The following is a 16,645-nucleotide window of genomic DNA, read 5'->3' as shown; positions in this document are numbered from 1 at the left end:
GACATTATCCCCAGCTTTGAGTCTTACGCTTTTTAGCAGCTAAATGGGGTAAAATAATCCCTAATAATAAACCAACACCTAACACCATCGCGCCATAAAAAAAGTATTGTTTTTTCAGTTCTAAATCTTGATTGCTCACTTGCAACGCTAATTCATCATGTTGCTTGGTGAGGGCATCATAATCACTTTTTAATGCACTATGTTGTTCCTCAAGTGTAATTATTTGGCCTTGTTTACTGCTAATTTCATCATTAAGTCTTTGCTCTGTTTCAGTATAACTCGCAAGCTCACTATTTAACTGGGCAATAACACTACGTAAACTTGGGTTGGTGCTGACAAACTTTTCTTCAACCCAACCTGTTCGGCCTTTCTCGTCGGTAATTTGGGTATAGCCATTAGCTTGCTCACCGGTTAAGCGAATTTCGTTACCCGCATTGATACTGCCAACGATACGGTAATTTGTACCAGCTCCTGCATGCATATAGACAAATAAGTCATCTGATATGAAACCGCGCTCCATGGCGTCTTGGGGATTGGCTTCTTGACCAAAGCTCTTGGTTGAAAAAAGTGAAAAAATAAGGGCAAAAACGAAAATGGCTCTCATGGTATAACCGAACTGGATAAAGTGATTTGTCAAAATATTAGGGCTTTGCTCAATCGAAGGCAAGTGAAGATTGTTTTAATGTGTAATTTCAATGCCTTTGAATGGCTCTGCTTTATTGCGCTTAATGGTGACTTTTAGTATGTTATGGCTATATAAAATGAAATTAAATGCATTGACTAGGGCAAAATGGCCGACGAAATTGAGTTGAAATTTTTAGTTGAAGATACTGATGTTATTTCCAAAATTGAGCAGTATCTCGCTAATTCAAACTTATCTTATCAACACAAAGTAAATACGCTAAAAAATCAGTACTTCGATACACCTACACTTGACTTTAGAGCGTTAGACTTTGGTTTAAGAACGCGCAATTATCAGTCTCAAGAAAGCTCGAGTAGTGAGCAAACGATAAAAACCGCAGGCCAAGTGGTTGGTGGTTTACATAAACGTCCTGAATACAATGTCTCGCTGACCGGTAACTTCCCTCAATTGAGCAAATTCCCAGTGGAAATTTGGCCAGAAGGCTGCGACGTTAATCAACTCCAAGAATCCTTAATTTGTCTTTTCTCTACCGATTTTGAACGCCATACATGGCTAGTTGATCTAGATAATGGAGCACAGTTTGAGTTTGTATATGATCAAGGAGCTATTCGTAGTGCTGATCGCGAAGAGTTAATCAATGAAGTTGAATTAGAGCTGGTGAAAGGCAATACACAAGACTTATTCGACTTTGCTCGTCAATTATTTCATTTTCTCAATTTAAGATCCGGCATTGAAAGCAAAGCTGCACGCGGTTATGGGTTATATCATCAAAAACCTTCGTCTTATCCAACTCAGTTACCAATGATTGCGATTGAAGGACAAGCCAGTTTATCGTCGATGTTTTATCAAGGTATGTCTCAAGGCCTAACTCACTTGCAAAAAACAATTGCCGGTTACATTAAAAGTCCTGATTTTGATACTTTAGGAAGCTTTGTTGATAGCTTGATTTTGATTCGCCATGGTTTTTGGTTATTTCAAGACGCAGTTGAAGACGAGACTAAAAGTGCTCAGCTGAGAACGGATTTATCCCATTTTATTAAATTGTTTTCATGGGTAGATAATGCGCAATTTTTTACAGTGCTGATGAATAAATCGGGTGCTTATCGCAAGAAAATAGAGTATTCAGAACAACTTGTTGAGCAATTAAAAATTGAACATCGACGCTTTCCTGAGCAAGAGCAAGTTAAGCAACTGATTATGAGTGAGCGCTTTAACTTACTTCAACTCGATTTACTTGAAATGCTTGTTAATCAGTCAATTACTATTAAACCATTTGCAATCGACAATCGAAAACTTGCCAGTCAAAAACTTGAAGAGTCATTACAACAAGCGCAGTTGCATTCAGACGGAAATGACTATTTAGAGGTAGCTCAAGCGCTACTTGCTCAACGCAAGTTGTTAATACGTAGTTTATTAACTGGTAATTGGTTGGGTAACTATTTCGAACCTACGACACGCAAAAACTACCGCAATGCGTGGCTTGATGTGCTGGAAGGGCTTAACGAGTTGCAAACATTATGGATATTAGATGTTCAGCTTGATGGCTTGACGCCTAAAAATGAAAAATTATGTACATGGTTTGATATGAAAATGGAGCATTTGGTAGAGACCATTTCACAATCTCATCAACATGCTGCCTCAATCATTCCCTATTGGCGCAATTAACTATGACATTGCGTCATTTATTAATAAGCCTTTTGTTTTGTTCATTGAGTTGGTGTTTGAACGCTAAACCTTATCTAATGACTCATCCTGAGTCTCGCATTATCGGTGAGGATTTTAACTATACAGTTAAAGACGGGGATTACTTTCAAGCAATTGCCGAAAAATTTAATGTAGGTTTTCTCGCGTTAATTGATGCTAACCCAGATCTAGACCCATTTTTACCTAAAGTGGGAGCTCGCATGGTCATTCCAAGTAAAATGCTGTTGCCATATACGCCTCATGAAGGGATCGTTATTAACTTACCTGAATTACGACTTTACTATTTTTCACCTGACAGTGATGTCGTGCATGTTTTCCCTATTGGTATTGGTAAACAAGGGTTGTCAACCCCCAAGACTAAAAGCTATATCGGTGAGAAACGCGAAGACCCTGTGTGGCGACCAACAAAGGAAATGCAAGCAAGGTATTTAGCAGAACATGGTAAGCCTTTGGCAAAAGAAGTGCCCGCTGGTCCAGATAACCCTTTTGGCAAGTATGCGCTTAGGTTAGGCACAAGTGTTTACCTTATTCATGGTTCCAATCAGCGAATAGGCATTGGTATGCGCTCTAGCTCTGGTTGTATTCGCCTTTTTGACGACGACATTGAGTGGCTTTATGAGCATGTACCGTTAAATACGGTTGTGCGAATTGTCGACCAGCCAATAAAGATGTCATACGAGCTAGATGGCAAGCATATCGAGATTCATCGACCACTGAGTGACGGAGAATCTCTGAACGATAAAAAATATCAACGTGTGCTTAAAAACTTTGTTCAGTCAGAGGAAGAGCAAGCGATACTTGCACCCTTGTTAGATAAACCTAAAGGGATTGTTGTATCGCTGTAGTTTTCTTTTTTAGTCCAAAGGCATAACGCAAGCCATTAAATGGACGGATGACTAATAGGCAACAAAAGCTACATACCAAGAAAGAACTAACCAGTAAACTAACAGATTTAATGGCGATGCTAGCGTTCCACTGGACAATATAATAAGCAAAAGCAACGATGATGGTTTGGTGAAGTATGTAGAAGGGGTAGATTAGTTCATTAGCACGACGAAGCCAGTTCGGCGTTGTTGTGCAGTATTGCCCAGCATAACCAAGCATTGTTAACAAACCGGACCACGATACCAAACTGCACACCGCCCAATACATTTGCCATCGCATTTCTAATGAAACGTATGGGCTAATGTCAGGCTTGTTGAACCAAGCATAAAATAGCAAGCTACATATAACAAACCAGTATAAGTTGATGCGTCGGTTGTCTCTTAATACCTGCCATACTTTGGGTGAACTGATAAACAACATCCCAAAAATAAAGAATAGTAAATAAAAGAGAGAGACTGAAGGGTTAGCCAAATGAGTCTCTTGTGAAGGGAAAAAGGCTTTCAAGGCAAAGCGACAACCTACAATGACTATCACAAGTGAAAAAAGCCCGTGTTTATGTGAGACGAGTTGCTCTAACCTTGTATTAACATGCTGTCCGTTTTTAGAATATATCAATCGTTTTAGTGGGATAGCTAGCACCATAAAAACCAATAGAAACTCGATAAACCATAAGTGATTTGGTGAGAACGCAAGCGCTCTTTGTTGATAGGCGGACCAAAGGTTTGGGTAATCTTGAATATGCTCATAATAGTGCTGGGGAGGCACAATTAGCAGCATACCAATAATCAGGGGGACCAATAAGCGGTGAAACTTATTGAGCATAAATGCTTTGCCGCTAAGTTTTGTTAATAACAACAAACTGCCGGCACCAGCGATGAAAAATAATGACTGAAGTCTCAATTGTTCGAAATACACCATGGTATTATCAAGAAACTTACTTGATTCTTGGTTCATAATATGCCAATCATCACCGTTAAAAGGCATGAAAACGTGGTGCATAAATACGGCAAGTATTAACATCACAAGCAACCAATCCAGTTCAAAATACCTTTCCTTGGTCATTGCTCTTCCTTTTAGATTTTTTGTCAAAATTCAGATAATAAAAAGCCGATGCAAAGATCATCGGCTTTGTTTATTTAACAGTCATAGCTTATTTCTTGTAAGTTGACACCATGTTATCAACTTTACTTTTAGCTTCTTTTGCTGCCATTTGTGCATCTTTTGCCATCGCTTTGGCATCGTTAGCAGCACTTGCAGCTGAATCAACTTTTGATTCTAACGCACTGACTTGGTTAGATAAACTATCAACTTTATTGGTTAAGCTATCTACTTTCGCTTCAAGATCGCCAGTGTTTGCGCAACCTATAGCCAAAACTGATAACCCAGCTACAGCGATATTTCGTAATAACATAGTGTTTCCCTTATTTTGTTTATTTATTTCTACTTATACTTTAACAATAGTAGAAAATTTGTCCAAAACAATTTAATTATGCATTATCAATAACATGCTTGATTAGATCTTCCATTAGCTTTTTCTTTATTTCAAGTTGGTCGCTAGGATCTAACTCATATTTTTCGGCTAACACCTTATAGTCATCAGTACTTAAACTCACTGTAAGTCTTGGTCGCTTAGGACGCTTGTTTATTGGCAATCCTAATATGTCGCGAATTTGGTCTGAAGGACTCAAACCATGGGTGAGTGCTTCTTGTCGAATGGCGAGTTGAATTTTCTCATCCATATCAAAAGCAACTTGAGTTGCTTTTGCTGCTTTAAGGGAGGATTGCCATTTTTCAGGTACTTTTCTGCTGGTCATTATTAACTTCCAGGGAACATATCTTTAATATCACTAATAGGGCGGAAGAGAATAAGAAAAACATCGGTATCACCGTCTTGCCATACTTCAATATCTAACCCTTTGCCTTCATCACCATTATACAAGGTATATTGTTCAAATTGCTCGCCAGCATCTTTGCCTTCATACGATGATAACGATTGGCTACGATGATCTTTGCGATGAAAGTAGCCAATTTGGCCATAGGCTTGACGGTGATATTGGTCGTCTAGCCATTGCGCTATATCTGCAGGCTTATTCTGAGTATTTAACTCACAGGCAGGCTCTTCAAATATTAAACCGAATTCATCTAAATCAAAGATTTCTTCAACATCAGACCTTTCTAATTCTAGCGAAAACTTTAGGTAATTTTTATCATCTGAATCAAGTGTTAAGTAAAGCTTTTCACCGCTTACGCCGAGTAAAACCCATTCAGTATCAGTGTGATGTTGGTATTCATAACTATTCACTTCGATCACTTCAAATTGCTGTTTTCTCAATTGCTCTGGTAAAGCAAAACTATCGCATAATACGATAATGTCTTTTACTTGCAGTTGACTAGCGTGGGTGAGTTGGCGAGCAGGCTTTTCGTCGCTAAATAGTTTCTTAAAAAAGCTCATATATTACCTACGAAAAACGCCAGCATTATGCTGGCGATATAAAAGGAAAGTTCTATTTTTGTTTCGCTTTTAAGCGATCTAGTACAGAGTTTGCACTGTTGTCTTGTGCACCAATACCTGCAGCTTTAAGTTTAGCCTCTAATGAATTATCAGAGTCTTCAGATTCTAATACTTCTGCTGCTTTTAATTGGTCATCAAACTTTTGCTGTTTCGCTTTAATACGCTCAAGTGAGTCTTTCGCGTTTAACAATTTAGAGTTAGATGATGAAAAGTTGTCAGTGATAGCTGACGTAGCCTTTTGTACACTTTCTGTTGTTTTCACCATAGACAGCTGGCGTTTGTACTCTGTGATTTGACGCTCTGACTTTTTAACAAGTTCTTTAAGTCGAGTAGCGTTCGATTCGAAGCTAGCTAATGACTGTTCGTTTGTCGCTAGTTCACTTTCTAAGGCAGCAATTTTCTCTGCCACTTCCAATGCTAACGCTTCATTGCCTTGCTCTAATGCTTGTGTTGCAAAACCTTCGTGCTCAGAAATATCACGTTTAATGCGATCAACTTCACGTGAAGCTGACATTTGTTGTGCCATTACGCCTGTTAGGTCACGTTTTGCTTTGGTTAAATGATTTTCTGCGTCGCGTATTTCTTGTTCAAATATGCGCGTTGAATTGGCATCAACGATAGATTCGCCAACTTCAGTAGCTCCACCACGCACAGCGGTCATAATTTTCTTAAAAATGCTCATAATATACTCCTGATGGAAACTTAAACGAGGTATTCACCCATGTCGTCAATAACTTCAAGTGCGTTATTGCTCAACACGGCAAGTTCATGCTCAATATCGTGGAAAGAAGAACTCATCGATAATGCGCCAAAAATAACGTACTTATCACCAATTTTTGAAAACGATGATAATGGCATCGGTATGTTCATTTCTAACATACTGGTATGCATCTCAGCTAAGCTCCCTGGCTTCACTTCGTCTTCACCCCAAAGGTAGGTGATACATAATATTTGATCGTCAGTTACCGAAACAAAAATAGGTAACTCTTCACGACCAATAACACTAATTTGTAAAACATCTACTTCACCTGAAATAGGCTGACAATCGAAAACAAGTCCAGTGTCTGAATTATCAGCTAAGGTATTTAGATGATCTGCTATCTTATGGATATTCATGTTCGTCCTCATGTTATAAGTAGCTAATTGGATAATACCAATTATGTTTAGACATATTATGTCTTGATGTCAAATGTAGCATTTAGACATATTATGTCAAGTGCATTTTTAAATTTATTGTAAATGTGAGTTATTTAACCCTTGTTGGCTTTGCCACGCCTGCTGATGTAATTGATAAATGGTGTGACTACCCAAGTAATTAATATCAATCTCACTTTGATTTTTGTAAAAGTTTTCTGGAAATTCGAAAGCCGATAGCATTAGCGCCTTGGTTAACCATTGATGCTCAGGCAATTTATCTAGTTTTTCTAAGCGGGCTAAAGGTGAAGCGCCAGCTTTAGCTGCTATTGTCCAACCCCATTCTCCAAAGCTAGGCACATTGTCATGATATTGTTCTGTATGAGCAAAACCAGCTGCGTCAACTGTGTTGCCTATGGCGATAAAGGCATCTTTTGCGTGATAAGGGCTCGTTGATTGAATTGCCATCAGGCCATCTCCTGATAACAATTGCTTGATGCGCGCATAGAAATTCACGCTATAAAGTTTGTTTAGGTCAGGGTGGCTTGGATCAGGTAAATCAACTATCACTGCATCATATTGTCGGTTTTGCTTGATGAGCTCATCAATAGCTAAAAATGCATCGGCGGCGATGACTTCAACGCGTTCATCGCTGAAGCTATTTTGTGTTAGTTGTTTTATTTTTCGCGCTAATGGGCTTGGCAAATGCTCATCAGGTGACGTAAATAGTTCCATCAATTGAGCGTCAAGATCAATTAATGTCACGTTTTTAGGCTGCCAGCGTAAAACATCTCTTAGTGCTAAACCGTCACCACCGCCAACGATTAATATATTTTCTTGGCGGGCAGATCCTGCAAGTACAGGCTCTACCAGGTAACCGTGGTAGATAAATTCATCTGATGAAGAAAACTGTAATCGTCCGTTAAGATAAAAATTGATTACCGTATTATGGTCACTGCCTAACAACCGCTCGGTGAATGTTAGTTGTTGATATCTTGTTTTATCGGTATAAACGACTTTATCTAAATACAATAAATTGCTCATTTGATTGAGCCAATTGTTGCCGTATTGAAACACGATAACAATCAGAAAAGAAAATATAATGTGGCCGCCGACGAGTAGGGCTTTGCGCTTAATCATCTGCCAATAACGGCTCATGAAGAGTACGCCAGCGAAGAGGTTAATACTGGCTGTAATGGCCGCTGCTTCGTTGATGTCTATGGTAAGCAGAAACGTTACCCAAATTGCAGCACCAATACCTGCACCAATGTAATCGGCACCGTACATCGTGCCTAAGTTATTCTCCAAATGCTTTTGGTGAACAATTTCTCTCACACGGGCTATAAGTGGGATTTCCATACCAATGAAAAAGCCTAAGAAAAAACCAAAAACGTAAGGAGACTTCATTGCTAACCAATGCAGGCTTTTCATAAAACCACCTTTTGGCATTGCGTCTGGCGGCAAAGCAAAAGTATCAGCGATAATGTGAGGGAGTAATTGGGTAACAGCGATTAAACCGCCAATGGTGAGAATGGCGGTTGTACCTAAAAAGGCGATAATTAGTTCAAGATAAAGAAAACCATTGAAAGCACATTTAACATATCGAGCAGCAAATGCACCTATACCCATAGAGACTATCATCAGGCCTATCATGGTATAAATGGTGCTTTCCATTACGCCTAATACACGACCGGCATAATGAGATAAAAGGTATTCATAGATTAAACCACAGCCCGCTAACAGGGCCATGGTTAAAATCAATAAACTGTCGTCCCAAAAAAACTTCTTATTATTGGGCATGCCCAGTAAACCTTTTTTTATTTTCAATTACGCCATGAGCGCAGTTAAGATCAATGCAATTGAGATACTGATTGCCATTTCAACACTTGCAACGCCAATGTTGTGTTGTTGATCAACCTCTTCAATTAAGTTGATACCAACTAATACGAGTTTTTTGGCGATGGTTGTTAATATCGCAACGGTGATTGTCATAATGAAGCCAAATACCAGCCAGCCAATTAAATTAGGTAAAATAGCTTGCTCGTTAAATGTAAAGAAGTGACTAGCAGCCGTTACCGCTAAAGCAGTACTGATGACTTGGCCTGCATATCGAATAGCGATAGCTACCTGACCATTTGATAGTGCTTCTTGCATGCAGTCAGCTTGGTTATGTTTTGCATAATGACGCTCTTTTAGGCGTGTTACGATAACGAGTACTGCTTGCGAGACGATAAAGCCTGAAAAGATTGCAATGAAGGTATATACCGTTAAGCCATGCACCCAAAGTAACACTGCACGAATAACGATCGCTGTCGCAATTGCACCAGCAGCATCAACGATACCTACGCTAATATTACGATCGAGTATCAACTGAGTTTTATCTAGGTGCTGTAAGGCAAATTTGTCATGAATAATACGGCCAACCTTGATCAGTAAAATACCGAAAATACCATAGCTGAGCATGCCAATAATTTCCCATAAGTAGCTATCGGCTGCTTCGCCAGTGATAGCGCCAGTAAGCACTATACCAAGGGCTAAAAAGCTACCCGCAACGCTAATACCAAATGCAAAGTTGTCTTGCTTTGACAGTTCATCAGTCGTGTTAACGTTAGCCGATAAACCAGAAATAAATCGCATTGCGCCGAGTAGAATAATGGCAATGGATACGTCGATTGCTAAGTAAATCAAGAGGTCTTGATTGATTGCACTAAATTCAATAAAACTGTTCATTGTTATTCCTATTTGCCTCGTCGTGTACTACGAGAAGTGTTAGTTCTACTATTTCTAAAGCTCGCGTTTTTTTTTGATTTACTTGCGTAGCTACTTTTACTTGCTGTTGTTTTTTGGAAGCGACTAGCACTAGATTGCGCAGCTTTACTTTTAGAGGAAATGCTTGAAGCACCTGTTCTATTTTTCGCATAGGCACTTGTATATTTCTGCCCTTTACTCTCAAACGATTTTCTCGTGCGGTTATCCAAATTAACTTGTTTTCTTAACGTGCTAGGCGAGCTGTATCGTGTTCTACCAAAGTCATTGTAATAGCTGTAATTTCTAGAGCGACCCCAATCTCTGTAATAGGTGCGTCGAGAACCAAAAATGTTATCCATTAAGGCGTACATGCCATACCATTCCCAGAATGATAAGCCGTTGCTACCTTGCGACCATTGTCCATAACTTGGGTTACCAATTAATTGTTCACCTACACCAAAGTCTTGTGCGCTATTAGCTTGCATACTTTGCGCTTTTGATAAAGAGTTCACTCGAGGTAACAGACCATCTGACATATCTGCTAGTACATTGAGAGGATCGCTTAGTGCGTCAGAAAATAAAATAGGATCGGCAGCTTCAAAAATGTTGAGCAACTCTCGATAACGTTCTTCATTGCTGGCAAATAGCTGAGGCATATTTTTTACTTGATTGACACGATCCTGAAGGGCGTTAAACAATGGCCCTTGTTTAGTAGCATCACGAGCAATGACGTCGACAATTGGTGTTAAATCAGGCTTAGCCGCTATCACCTTTTGAGCGTATTGCTTTATCAACGCTGCGTTCGTGACTTGTCCTGATGACAACGATTGCCCAAGAGAAGCAACACGTTGCTCTGTCACCGGCAATTGTATTTCAATTTGTTCAGCGACAGGGTCTGAACAGGCACTGAGTAAAAATATCAGTAAAAATGTAATGACCTTAAAAGGTTGCATTTTTGTCTAGGCTCCTTCAAAAATGCCTGAGTAATAATTCACTTTTAGCATTAGTGACATAATATGTCTAATAAATTCATTAAATATTACATCATGCAATAGCTTCAATGATAAGCTAAGTCGAGATAAAGACAATAATTAATAAGATTGTTAAGGAAAATTATCGTGTCTAGCCAACAAATTACCCCTTTGCCTGAATTACTTTCCGCCAAATCATCTCACTATTGGCAGCAATATAGCGAAAAACTTAGTAACGAGCATTTGGCTACATTGCCTTCTCAAGTGAAAGAAAATATTCAAAAAGGCTTTGCCTTGAGTGACTTTATTTTTAATGTTGCTATGCAGTTGCCTGAACAGTTCCTTGCATTAGTCAGTCAAGATGACTTTTTTAAATTGTTGCCACTCAACTATCAGCAGCAATTAACACAATCTATAGAGACTTGCTTAGATGAAGTGCAACTTCACAGAGTGTTAAGGCAAACACGTCAATTGGAGATGACACGTATTGCTTTTGCTGATTTGGTGTTCAACGCCCCCCTTAAAGACTGCTTAGCTGCTTTGTCTTGGCTAGCTGAAGCATTGATTTTATCATCACAACATTGGTTAAATGAAGACTGCCAGAAAAAATGGGGCAAGCCAGTGAATAGTGATGGCATAGAACAACCGTTACTTGTTTACGCCATGGGTAAACTTGGTGGGAAGGAACTAAATTTTTCTTCAGACATTGATTTGATTTTTACTTACCCTGAAGCAGGCGAAACAGTAGGTGCAAGGAAGTCGATTGACAATCACCAGTATTTTACACGCTTAGGGCAAAAGTTAATTACGGCACTTAATCAACAAACGGCTGGTGGATTTGTCTACCGTGTTGATATGCGATTAAGACCCTTTGGTGAAAGCGGTCCTCTGGTGATGAGTTTTAATGCGTTAGAAGGCTATTACCAAGAGCAAGGTCGAGACTGGGAACGTTATGCCATGCTCAAAGCTCGGCTTATTGGTGACAGCGATTACCACAGCATCTTGCAAAGTATGCTTCGGCCTTTTGTTTTTAGACGTTATATCGATTTTAGTGTTATCGAAAGTTTGCGCAAAATGAAAATGATGATTGTGCAAGAAACGAGACGAAAAATGCTAACCAATAACATTAAACTTGGTGCGGGCGGCATTCGTGAAATAGAATTTATTGTCCAAGTTTTTCAATTGATTCGTGGTGGTCGAATTCCTGAACTGCAAGAGCGTAACTTACTAACTGTTTTGCCTTTGCTGGTTGAGCACAATGAGTTGTCTCAAACCAGCGCTGAACATTTGCAAAGTGCTTATTGCTTTTTACGTCGTTGCGAAAATGTTATTCAAGCGTTCAACGACGAACAAACACAAACCTTGCCTGATGATGAGTTAAACCAGCTGAGATTAATTACAATTTTGGGGATTGGAAATTGGCCTGAATTTTTAGACCAATTAAGCCGTTATACCCAATCGGTTCATCAAGAATTTTGTTTGTTAATAGGTGAGGAAAGCCCTAAGCATTCAGGTGACGATCAAGCATGGCAATCGGTTTGGCTCGCATTGGAAATAGATGATGATATATCACATAGTATTCATCAAACTGCTCCTAAGCTCGATGCTGAGACATTAAGTCAGTTGTTAATTACATTTCACACCGACTTGAAAAAGCGGAGCATTGGTCCTCGTGGTCGACAAATGTTCGATAAGCTTATGCCGAGGCTGTTATTTTTAGTTGAAAATGAAATAGAAGCGGTGCTGATTGTTGATCGCGTATTTAAAATATTAAATCGCATTAGTACACGAACTGCCTATTTGGAACTGTTATATGAGAATGAAGGTGCGTTAAAGCACCTGATAAAATTATGTTTAGCAAGTGAGTGGATAAGTGAGCAGATAGCTAAATATCCCATTTTGCTTGATGAATTGATCGACCCTAAATTGCTCCATAACCCACCATCACTTGATAGTTATTTGCCTGATTTACAGCTATTAATGCTGCGTGTACCAGAAGATGATGTTGAAGCGCAAATGGATAGCCTGCGTCACTTTAAACAATCTCAACAATTACGCATTGCTGCCGGTGACGTAAGTGGTGTATTACCACTGATGAAGGTGAGTGACCACTTAACCTCGCTTGCTGCTGCGATTTTGCATGAAGTGATTAATCAAGCATGGCAGCATGTTAGTCAACGATTTGGTATTCCTGCCTCGTTAGAAGGCACGAATGATAAAGGATTTGTTGTTATCGGTTACGGAAAAATGGGCGGTCTTGAGCTAGGTTACAGCTCTGATTTAGACTTGGTTTTTCTCCATAATATAGATCCTAATGAATTAACCTCGGGAGAAAAACAAGTACCAGCCTCTCAGTTTTACATGAAGTTAGCCCAGAGAATCATGCACATATTTAACACTCGTATGGCAAGTGGTATGTTGTATGAGCTCGATATGAGATTGAGACCGTCGGGCAACTCAGGCTTGTTAGTGGTGCACCTTGACAATTTTGCCAAATATCAACAAGAAGAAGCATGGACTTGGGAGCATCAAGCACTTGTGCGGGCAAGGGGAATTTATGGGCAGCCTCAATTAATTGAGAAATTTGCTGACATCCGTAAGCAAATCCTAATGTTGCCAAGATCCCAAGAGCAATTACTTGAAGACGTTACCAATATGCGTGAAAAAATGCGCAATCACCTCGATGAATCAACGCCAGAGTACGTCAGCTTAAAGCATGGTCAAGGTGGTTTGGTTGATATTGAGTTTTTGGCTCAATTCTTGGTGCTTAATCATGCCCATGGCTCGCCATCAATCTGTAAATACAGCGACAACATTCGAATCTTTGAAAGCTTAGTTACGCAAAATATTCTGAGTGATAGCCAAGCAAACCTATTGGTTAACACTTACCAAACGCTGCGAAACCAAGGCCATATAGCAACATTGAAAAATGCTAAAAATGCTAAAAATGTCACGCAGGATAGTGAAACGTTGATGATGATGAATCAAGTACAAACACTATGTTCATCGTTTTTCGTCACGAAAAAGTGACGAAGAAATGATTGGAAAGTGGAAAGTGCAGGGATTACCTAGCATTTTCTGAATCAAGCAAAGTGCAGTTTTGTGCAAGGTAGTTATTACCGCCACTAATTAGTGTGATGTTACGATGTTGATGACAAAAATAAATGTCGATACCATTTTCAAAATGGCCTTCAATGGCTTTACCTACTTGGTAGGCTGTACGGACAATGTTTTTATTAATGCGAAACGGATCTTTAACGATAAAATCTTTATCTAGCCACCAAACCACTTCAAGACCTTGCTCTTCACCAAATTGAGACAGTTTCTGATATAAGGTTTCGCCGGTTCTAAATGGTCTGCTTGATATATCGCCACGCCAAGATTTTCGATATGGGCGAGTAATCATTTTACGGGCTTCTAAAATATCTTCTAGGCTACCTTGTGGCTCATTTAAGTAAACCACATTTTTTCTTACAACGGGGCCTTTATCGTCAAGCCCAGGTCTAATACTTGAGTAAAAATTTGATAAGCCTTCAGCTGCTTTATTGCTTGATAAGCGTTCACTTCTTGATTGTGGCTCTGGTTTAGCATTTGGTGTTGTGTCGGTTTTAAATTCTTCTTTGGGCGTTTCTTTTACTAATGCTTCAGATGAAGATCCGGTAAAGCCACTCGCAAACTCAGATATCATATCCATGTTGGCTAAAAGAACGTATGCGACACCCGCCAAGATAGTGCCAAAAATTAAATTTCTAATCCAAAAGCTCATAAACTCAAATACTGCCTGTTAATATACTGTTTACTCTACTCAATTATGATTTTTTATACAATGAAGGATCTTCGGGGGTTGGTCGAGTTTTAAAACGACGGTGTAGCCACATGTATTGATCTGGTGCACGCATTATAGCCTTTTCTAATTCTTGGTTAACGCGTGTTACATCTGCGACGTCATCATCGGTTGGGAAGTTCTCTAATGCTGGTGTTACTTCTATTGTATATCCCGAGCCGTCTTCATTACGTGTAGGGATAACCATCATGGTTTCTACATTTTTTTGGCGTGCAAAAATAAGCGTGCCGGTGGTCGTTGCGGCATCTTTAACGTTGAAAAACGGCACAAACTCACTTTTGCTTCTGCCATAGTCTTGATCGGGCAAATAGATACAAGTTTCTTTTTCTCTAAGGGAGCGAATTAACCCTTTAACATCACGTTTGCCTAACATGTATTTGTTTGAGCGGCCGCGTCCTCGAAACTGAAAGTATTCCATTAACTCATTATTATGTGGTCGATAGAAAACAACGGTAGGGTGCTGTGTGCCCATTGCTCTGCAATTTATCTCGACGCTTAGATAATGCATCGCTAATAATAAAACGCCATTACCCGCTTCTTTTGCCTTAGCTATGTGCTCTAATCCTTTAACTTTTACTTTGCGCTTTACACGCCAGTTTGGCCACCACCAACCCATGCCTGTTTCAAACAATGCAATGCCGGTATTTTCGAAATTAGCTTTTAACATACGTTTTCTTTCGTCTTCTGACATATTCGGAAAACACAATTTAAGATTGGTATCGGCAACGCTTTGACGACTTGAGCCTATCTTCATCAGTAGCCTACCGACCATGCGGCCCAAGCCTAGTTGCCATTTATAAGGCAACCATGAAATAGAATATAAAATGAATACGGCGAACCAAGTTAGCCAGTATTTCGGTAACAAAAACGACAGTTTGAAATTAGGTTGTAATACTTTGTTGCTGCTCAAAATTAATCAATTTCTTCTTGCGATTTATGGGCGAGAATTATACGCCAATTGCGCTAAATAGCGAATATGGATATTGAGAGGAAAGAGTGATTAATTGTATAAAGCACTGTGTTAAGTCGTTTTCTTGAAGTAAAATGTCACTAACATACAAGCCATGAGATTAAATAGTAAATGACAGAAGCTCTTTCGCAAGGCAAACATGACAATGAGATTGAATTGATTATTGGTAATTCTAATTCAAATTTCTCAGGCGTTACGTCAACCATGTTGCAAGTATTACCGCATCAACAAAAGCACATGAATTTGCGTGTGATGGGGAAACATCATTTACCGGATGCTAGTTTAGCTATTAGTTTTTGGCAGGTGGCTAAAATGTGCCGTAAGCCTTTGTCGAACGGAAAGTTTCGTGTATTTCAAGCGCGCCGAGTTGATGAAATGATTCAAGCGTTGTTATTGAAATACCTTTTTAGGTCAAAAATCAAAATTGTGTTTAGTTCTGCCGCTCAAAGAAAGCGCGCCGGATTTACTAAGTGGTTAACTGAGCGAATGGATGCGGTCATCGCAATGTGTAAAGCGTCAGCAAGCTATCTTCATTGTGAACCTGATGCCATTATTTATCACGGTATTGATGTTAAGGCTTATCAACCTGCAAAAGATAAAGAAGCACAATGGCAGTCACTTAACTTGCTGCCTGAAAAAGTAGATAAAAACAAACGCGGTATCGCTATTTTAGGTCGCGTAAGAAAGCAAAAAGGTGTTCACCTTTTTGTCGAGGGCTGTATCAATGTGCTGGCTAAATACCCTGATTATACGGCGGTAGTGGTCGGCACCATTTCTAGTAGTAACGAAGAGTTTGTTAATGAACTAAAAGCCCAAATTGATGCGGCAGGGTTGAGTGAACGTATTGTTTTTGCTGGTGAGCAGAAGTTTTCTGATATCCCTAAAATTTTTAGTGCTTTATCGTTAGTGGCCGCTTTAAGTGATAATGAAGGCTTCGGCTTAACAATATTAGAAGCGATGAGTTGTGAAGCGGCAGTGTTAGCATCTGAAGCGGGGGCTTGGCCAGAAGTTGTTAGACAGGGTGTTGATGGTTATGTGGTACCCACCAATGATGTACAAGCAGTATCTGAAAAACTTGAACTTATGTTAAGCGACGATGAGAAATTAATTGCAATGGGTAAAACTGGCCGTCAACGCATTGTTGAGCATTATACCGTGGAACGAGAAGCTAAAGAGTTATGTGACTTTTTTAGAAGCCTCATGTCTAGCTGAATTACAGTAGCATTGTGTTATA

16 protein-coding genes are annotated in these 16,645 nt (G+C 39.5%); 4 read left to right on the top strand and 12 right to left on the bottom strand.

Annotation, left to right across the window (positions count from 1 at the left end; genetic code table 11):
* Nucleotides 1-4 precede the first annotated feature (4 nt).
* Nucleotides 5-604 carry a TIGR04211 family SH3 domain-containing protein gene (locus tag QQK02_RS10080; protein ID WP_284207886.1) on the bottom strand — a complete coding sequence of 200 codons (600 nt, stop codon included), beginning with the start codon at nt 602-604 and terminating at the stop codon, nt 5-7.
* A gap of 186 nt (nt 605-790) precedes the next feature.
* On the opposite strand from QQK02_RS10080, the gene QQK02_RS10075 reads away from it, so the two are divergent.
* Together QQK02_RS10075 and QQK02_RS10070 are read left to right on the top strand one after the other, a co-directional pair.
* Entirely contained in the window at nt 791-2,308 is a 1,518-nt protein-coding gene (locus QQK02_RS10075; RefSeq protein WP_284207885.1) for a CYTH domain-containing protein, read from the top strand.
* A gap of 77 nt (nt 2,309-2,385) precedes the next feature.
* Nucleotides 2,386-3,192 carry a L,D-transpeptidase family protein gene (locus QQK02_RS10070; protein ID WP_284207884.1) on the top strand — a complete coding sequence of 269 codons (807 nt, stop codon included), beginning with the start codon at nt 2,386-2,388 and terminating at the stop codon, nt 3,190-3,192.
* Here QQK02_RS10070 and QQK02_RS10065 read toward each other — a convergent pair.
* From QQK02_RS10065 to QQK02_RS10025, 9 genes are all read right to left on the bottom strand, one after another.
* A complete protein-coding gene (locus tag QQK02_RS10065; RefSeq protein ID WP_284207883.1) occupies nt 3,167-4,294 on the bottom strand; it encodes an acyltransferase family protein in 1,128 nt (375 codons plus the stop codon). The genes QQK02_RS10070 and QQK02_RS10065 overlap by 26 nt on opposite strands.
* A gap of 88 nt (nt 4,295-4,382) precedes the next feature.
* Nucleotides 4,383-4,643, bottom strand: coding sequence for an Lpp/OprI family alanine-zipper lipoprotein (locus tag QQK02_RS10060; RefSeq protein WP_284207882.1), 261 nt, complete (start codon nt 4,641-4,643; stop codon nt 4,383-4,385).
* A 76-nt stretch (nt 4,644-4,719) separates the two neighbouring features.
* Entirely contained in the window at nt 4,720-5,046 is a 327-nt protein-coding gene (locus tag QQK02_RS10055) for a hypothetical protein (protein ID WP_284207881.1), read from the bottom strand.
* 2 nt (nt 5,047-5,048) lie between these two features.
* Nucleotides 5,049-5,684, bottom strand: coding sequence for a hypothetical protein (locus QQK02_RS10050; protein WP_284207880.1), 636 nt, complete (start codon nt 5,682-5,684; stop codon nt 5,049-5,051).
* Between the two features lie 52 nt (nt 5,685-5,736).
* Nucleotides 5,737-6,426: a PspA/IM30 family protein gene (locus tag QQK02_RS10045; protein WP_284207879.1), complete on the bottom strand. Its 690-nt coding sequence runs from the start codon at nt 6,424-6,426 to the stop codon at nt 5,737-5,739.
* A 20-nt stretch (nt 6,427-6,446) separates the two neighbouring features.
* Nucleotides 6,447-6,860, bottom strand: a complete 414-nt coding sequence (locus QQK02_RS10040; protein ID WP_284207878.1) for a YjfI family protein — start codon at nt 6,858-6,860, stop codon at nt 6,447-6,449.
* 114 nt (nt 6,861-6,974) lie between these two features.
* A complete protein-coding gene (locus tag QQK02_RS10035; RefSeq protein ID WP_284207877.1) occupies nt 6,975-8,678 on the bottom strand; it encodes a polyamine aminopropyltransferase in 1,704 nt (567 codons plus the stop codon).
* A gap of 27 nt (nt 8,679-8,705) precedes the next feature.
* Nucleotides 8,706-9,608 carry a DUF350 domain-containing protein gene (locus QQK02_RS10030; RefSeq protein WP_284207876.1) on the bottom strand — a complete coding sequence of 301 codons (903 nt, stop codon included), beginning with the start codon at nt 9,606-9,608 and terminating at the stop codon, nt 8,706-8,708.
* Between the two features lie 8 nt (nt 9,609-9,616).
* Nucleotides 9,617-10,579, bottom strand: coding sequence for a hypothetical protein (locus QQK02_RS10025; RefSeq protein ID WP_284207875.1), 963 nt, complete (start codon nt 10,577-10,579; stop codon nt 9,617-9,619).
* 165 nt (nt 10,580-10,744) lie between these two features.
* Here QQK02_RS10025 and glnE point away from each other — a divergent pair, with 165 nt between their 5' ends.
* Entirely contained in the window at nt 10,745-13,627 is a 2,883-nt protein-coding gene (gene glnE, locus QQK02_RS10020) for a bifunctional [glutamate--ammonia ligase]-adenylyl-L-tyrosine phosphorylase/[glutamate--ammonia-ligase] adenylyltransferase (protein WP_284207874.1), read from the top strand.
* Nucleotides 13,628-13,661: 34 nt separating this feature from the next.
* Here the strand turns inward: glnE and QQK02_RS10015 are convergent, their stop codons facing one another.
* Nucleotides 13,662-14,363 carry a TcpQ domain-containing protein gene (locus QQK02_RS10015; protein ID WP_284207873.1) on the bottom strand — a complete coding sequence of 234 codons (702 nt, stop codon included), beginning with the start codon at nt 14,361-14,363 and terminating at the stop codon, nt 13,662-13,664.
* 43 nt (nt 14,364-14,406) lie between these two features.
* Nucleotides 14,407-15,351 carry an LpxL/LpxP family Kdo(2)-lipid IV(A) lauroyl/palmitoleoyl acyltransferase gene (lpxL, locus tag QQK02_RS10010; RefSeq protein WP_284207872.1) on the bottom strand — a complete coding sequence of 315 codons (945 nt, stop codon included), beginning with the start codon at nt 15,349-15,351 and terminating at the stop codon, nt 14,407-14,409.
* Nucleotides 15,352-15,522: 171 nt separating this feature from the next.
* Here lpxL and QQK02_RS10005 point away from each other — a divergent pair, with 171 nt between their 5' ends.
* Nucleotides 15,523-16,623: a glycosyltransferase family 4 protein gene (locus QQK02_RS10005; protein ID WP_284207871.1), complete on the top strand. Its 1,101-nt coding sequence runs from the start codon at nt 15,523-15,525 to the stop codon at nt 16,621-16,623.
* Nucleotides 16,624-16,645: the final 22 nt, after the last annotated feature.

This window comes from Thalassotalea eurytherma, assembly GCF_030161415.1.
GTDB lineage: Bacteria > Pseudomonadota > Gammaproteobacteria > Enterobacterales > Alteromonadaceae > Thalassotalea_G > Thalassotalea_G eurytherma.
This window is presented reverse-complemented; position numbering and strand designations above follow the sequence as displayed.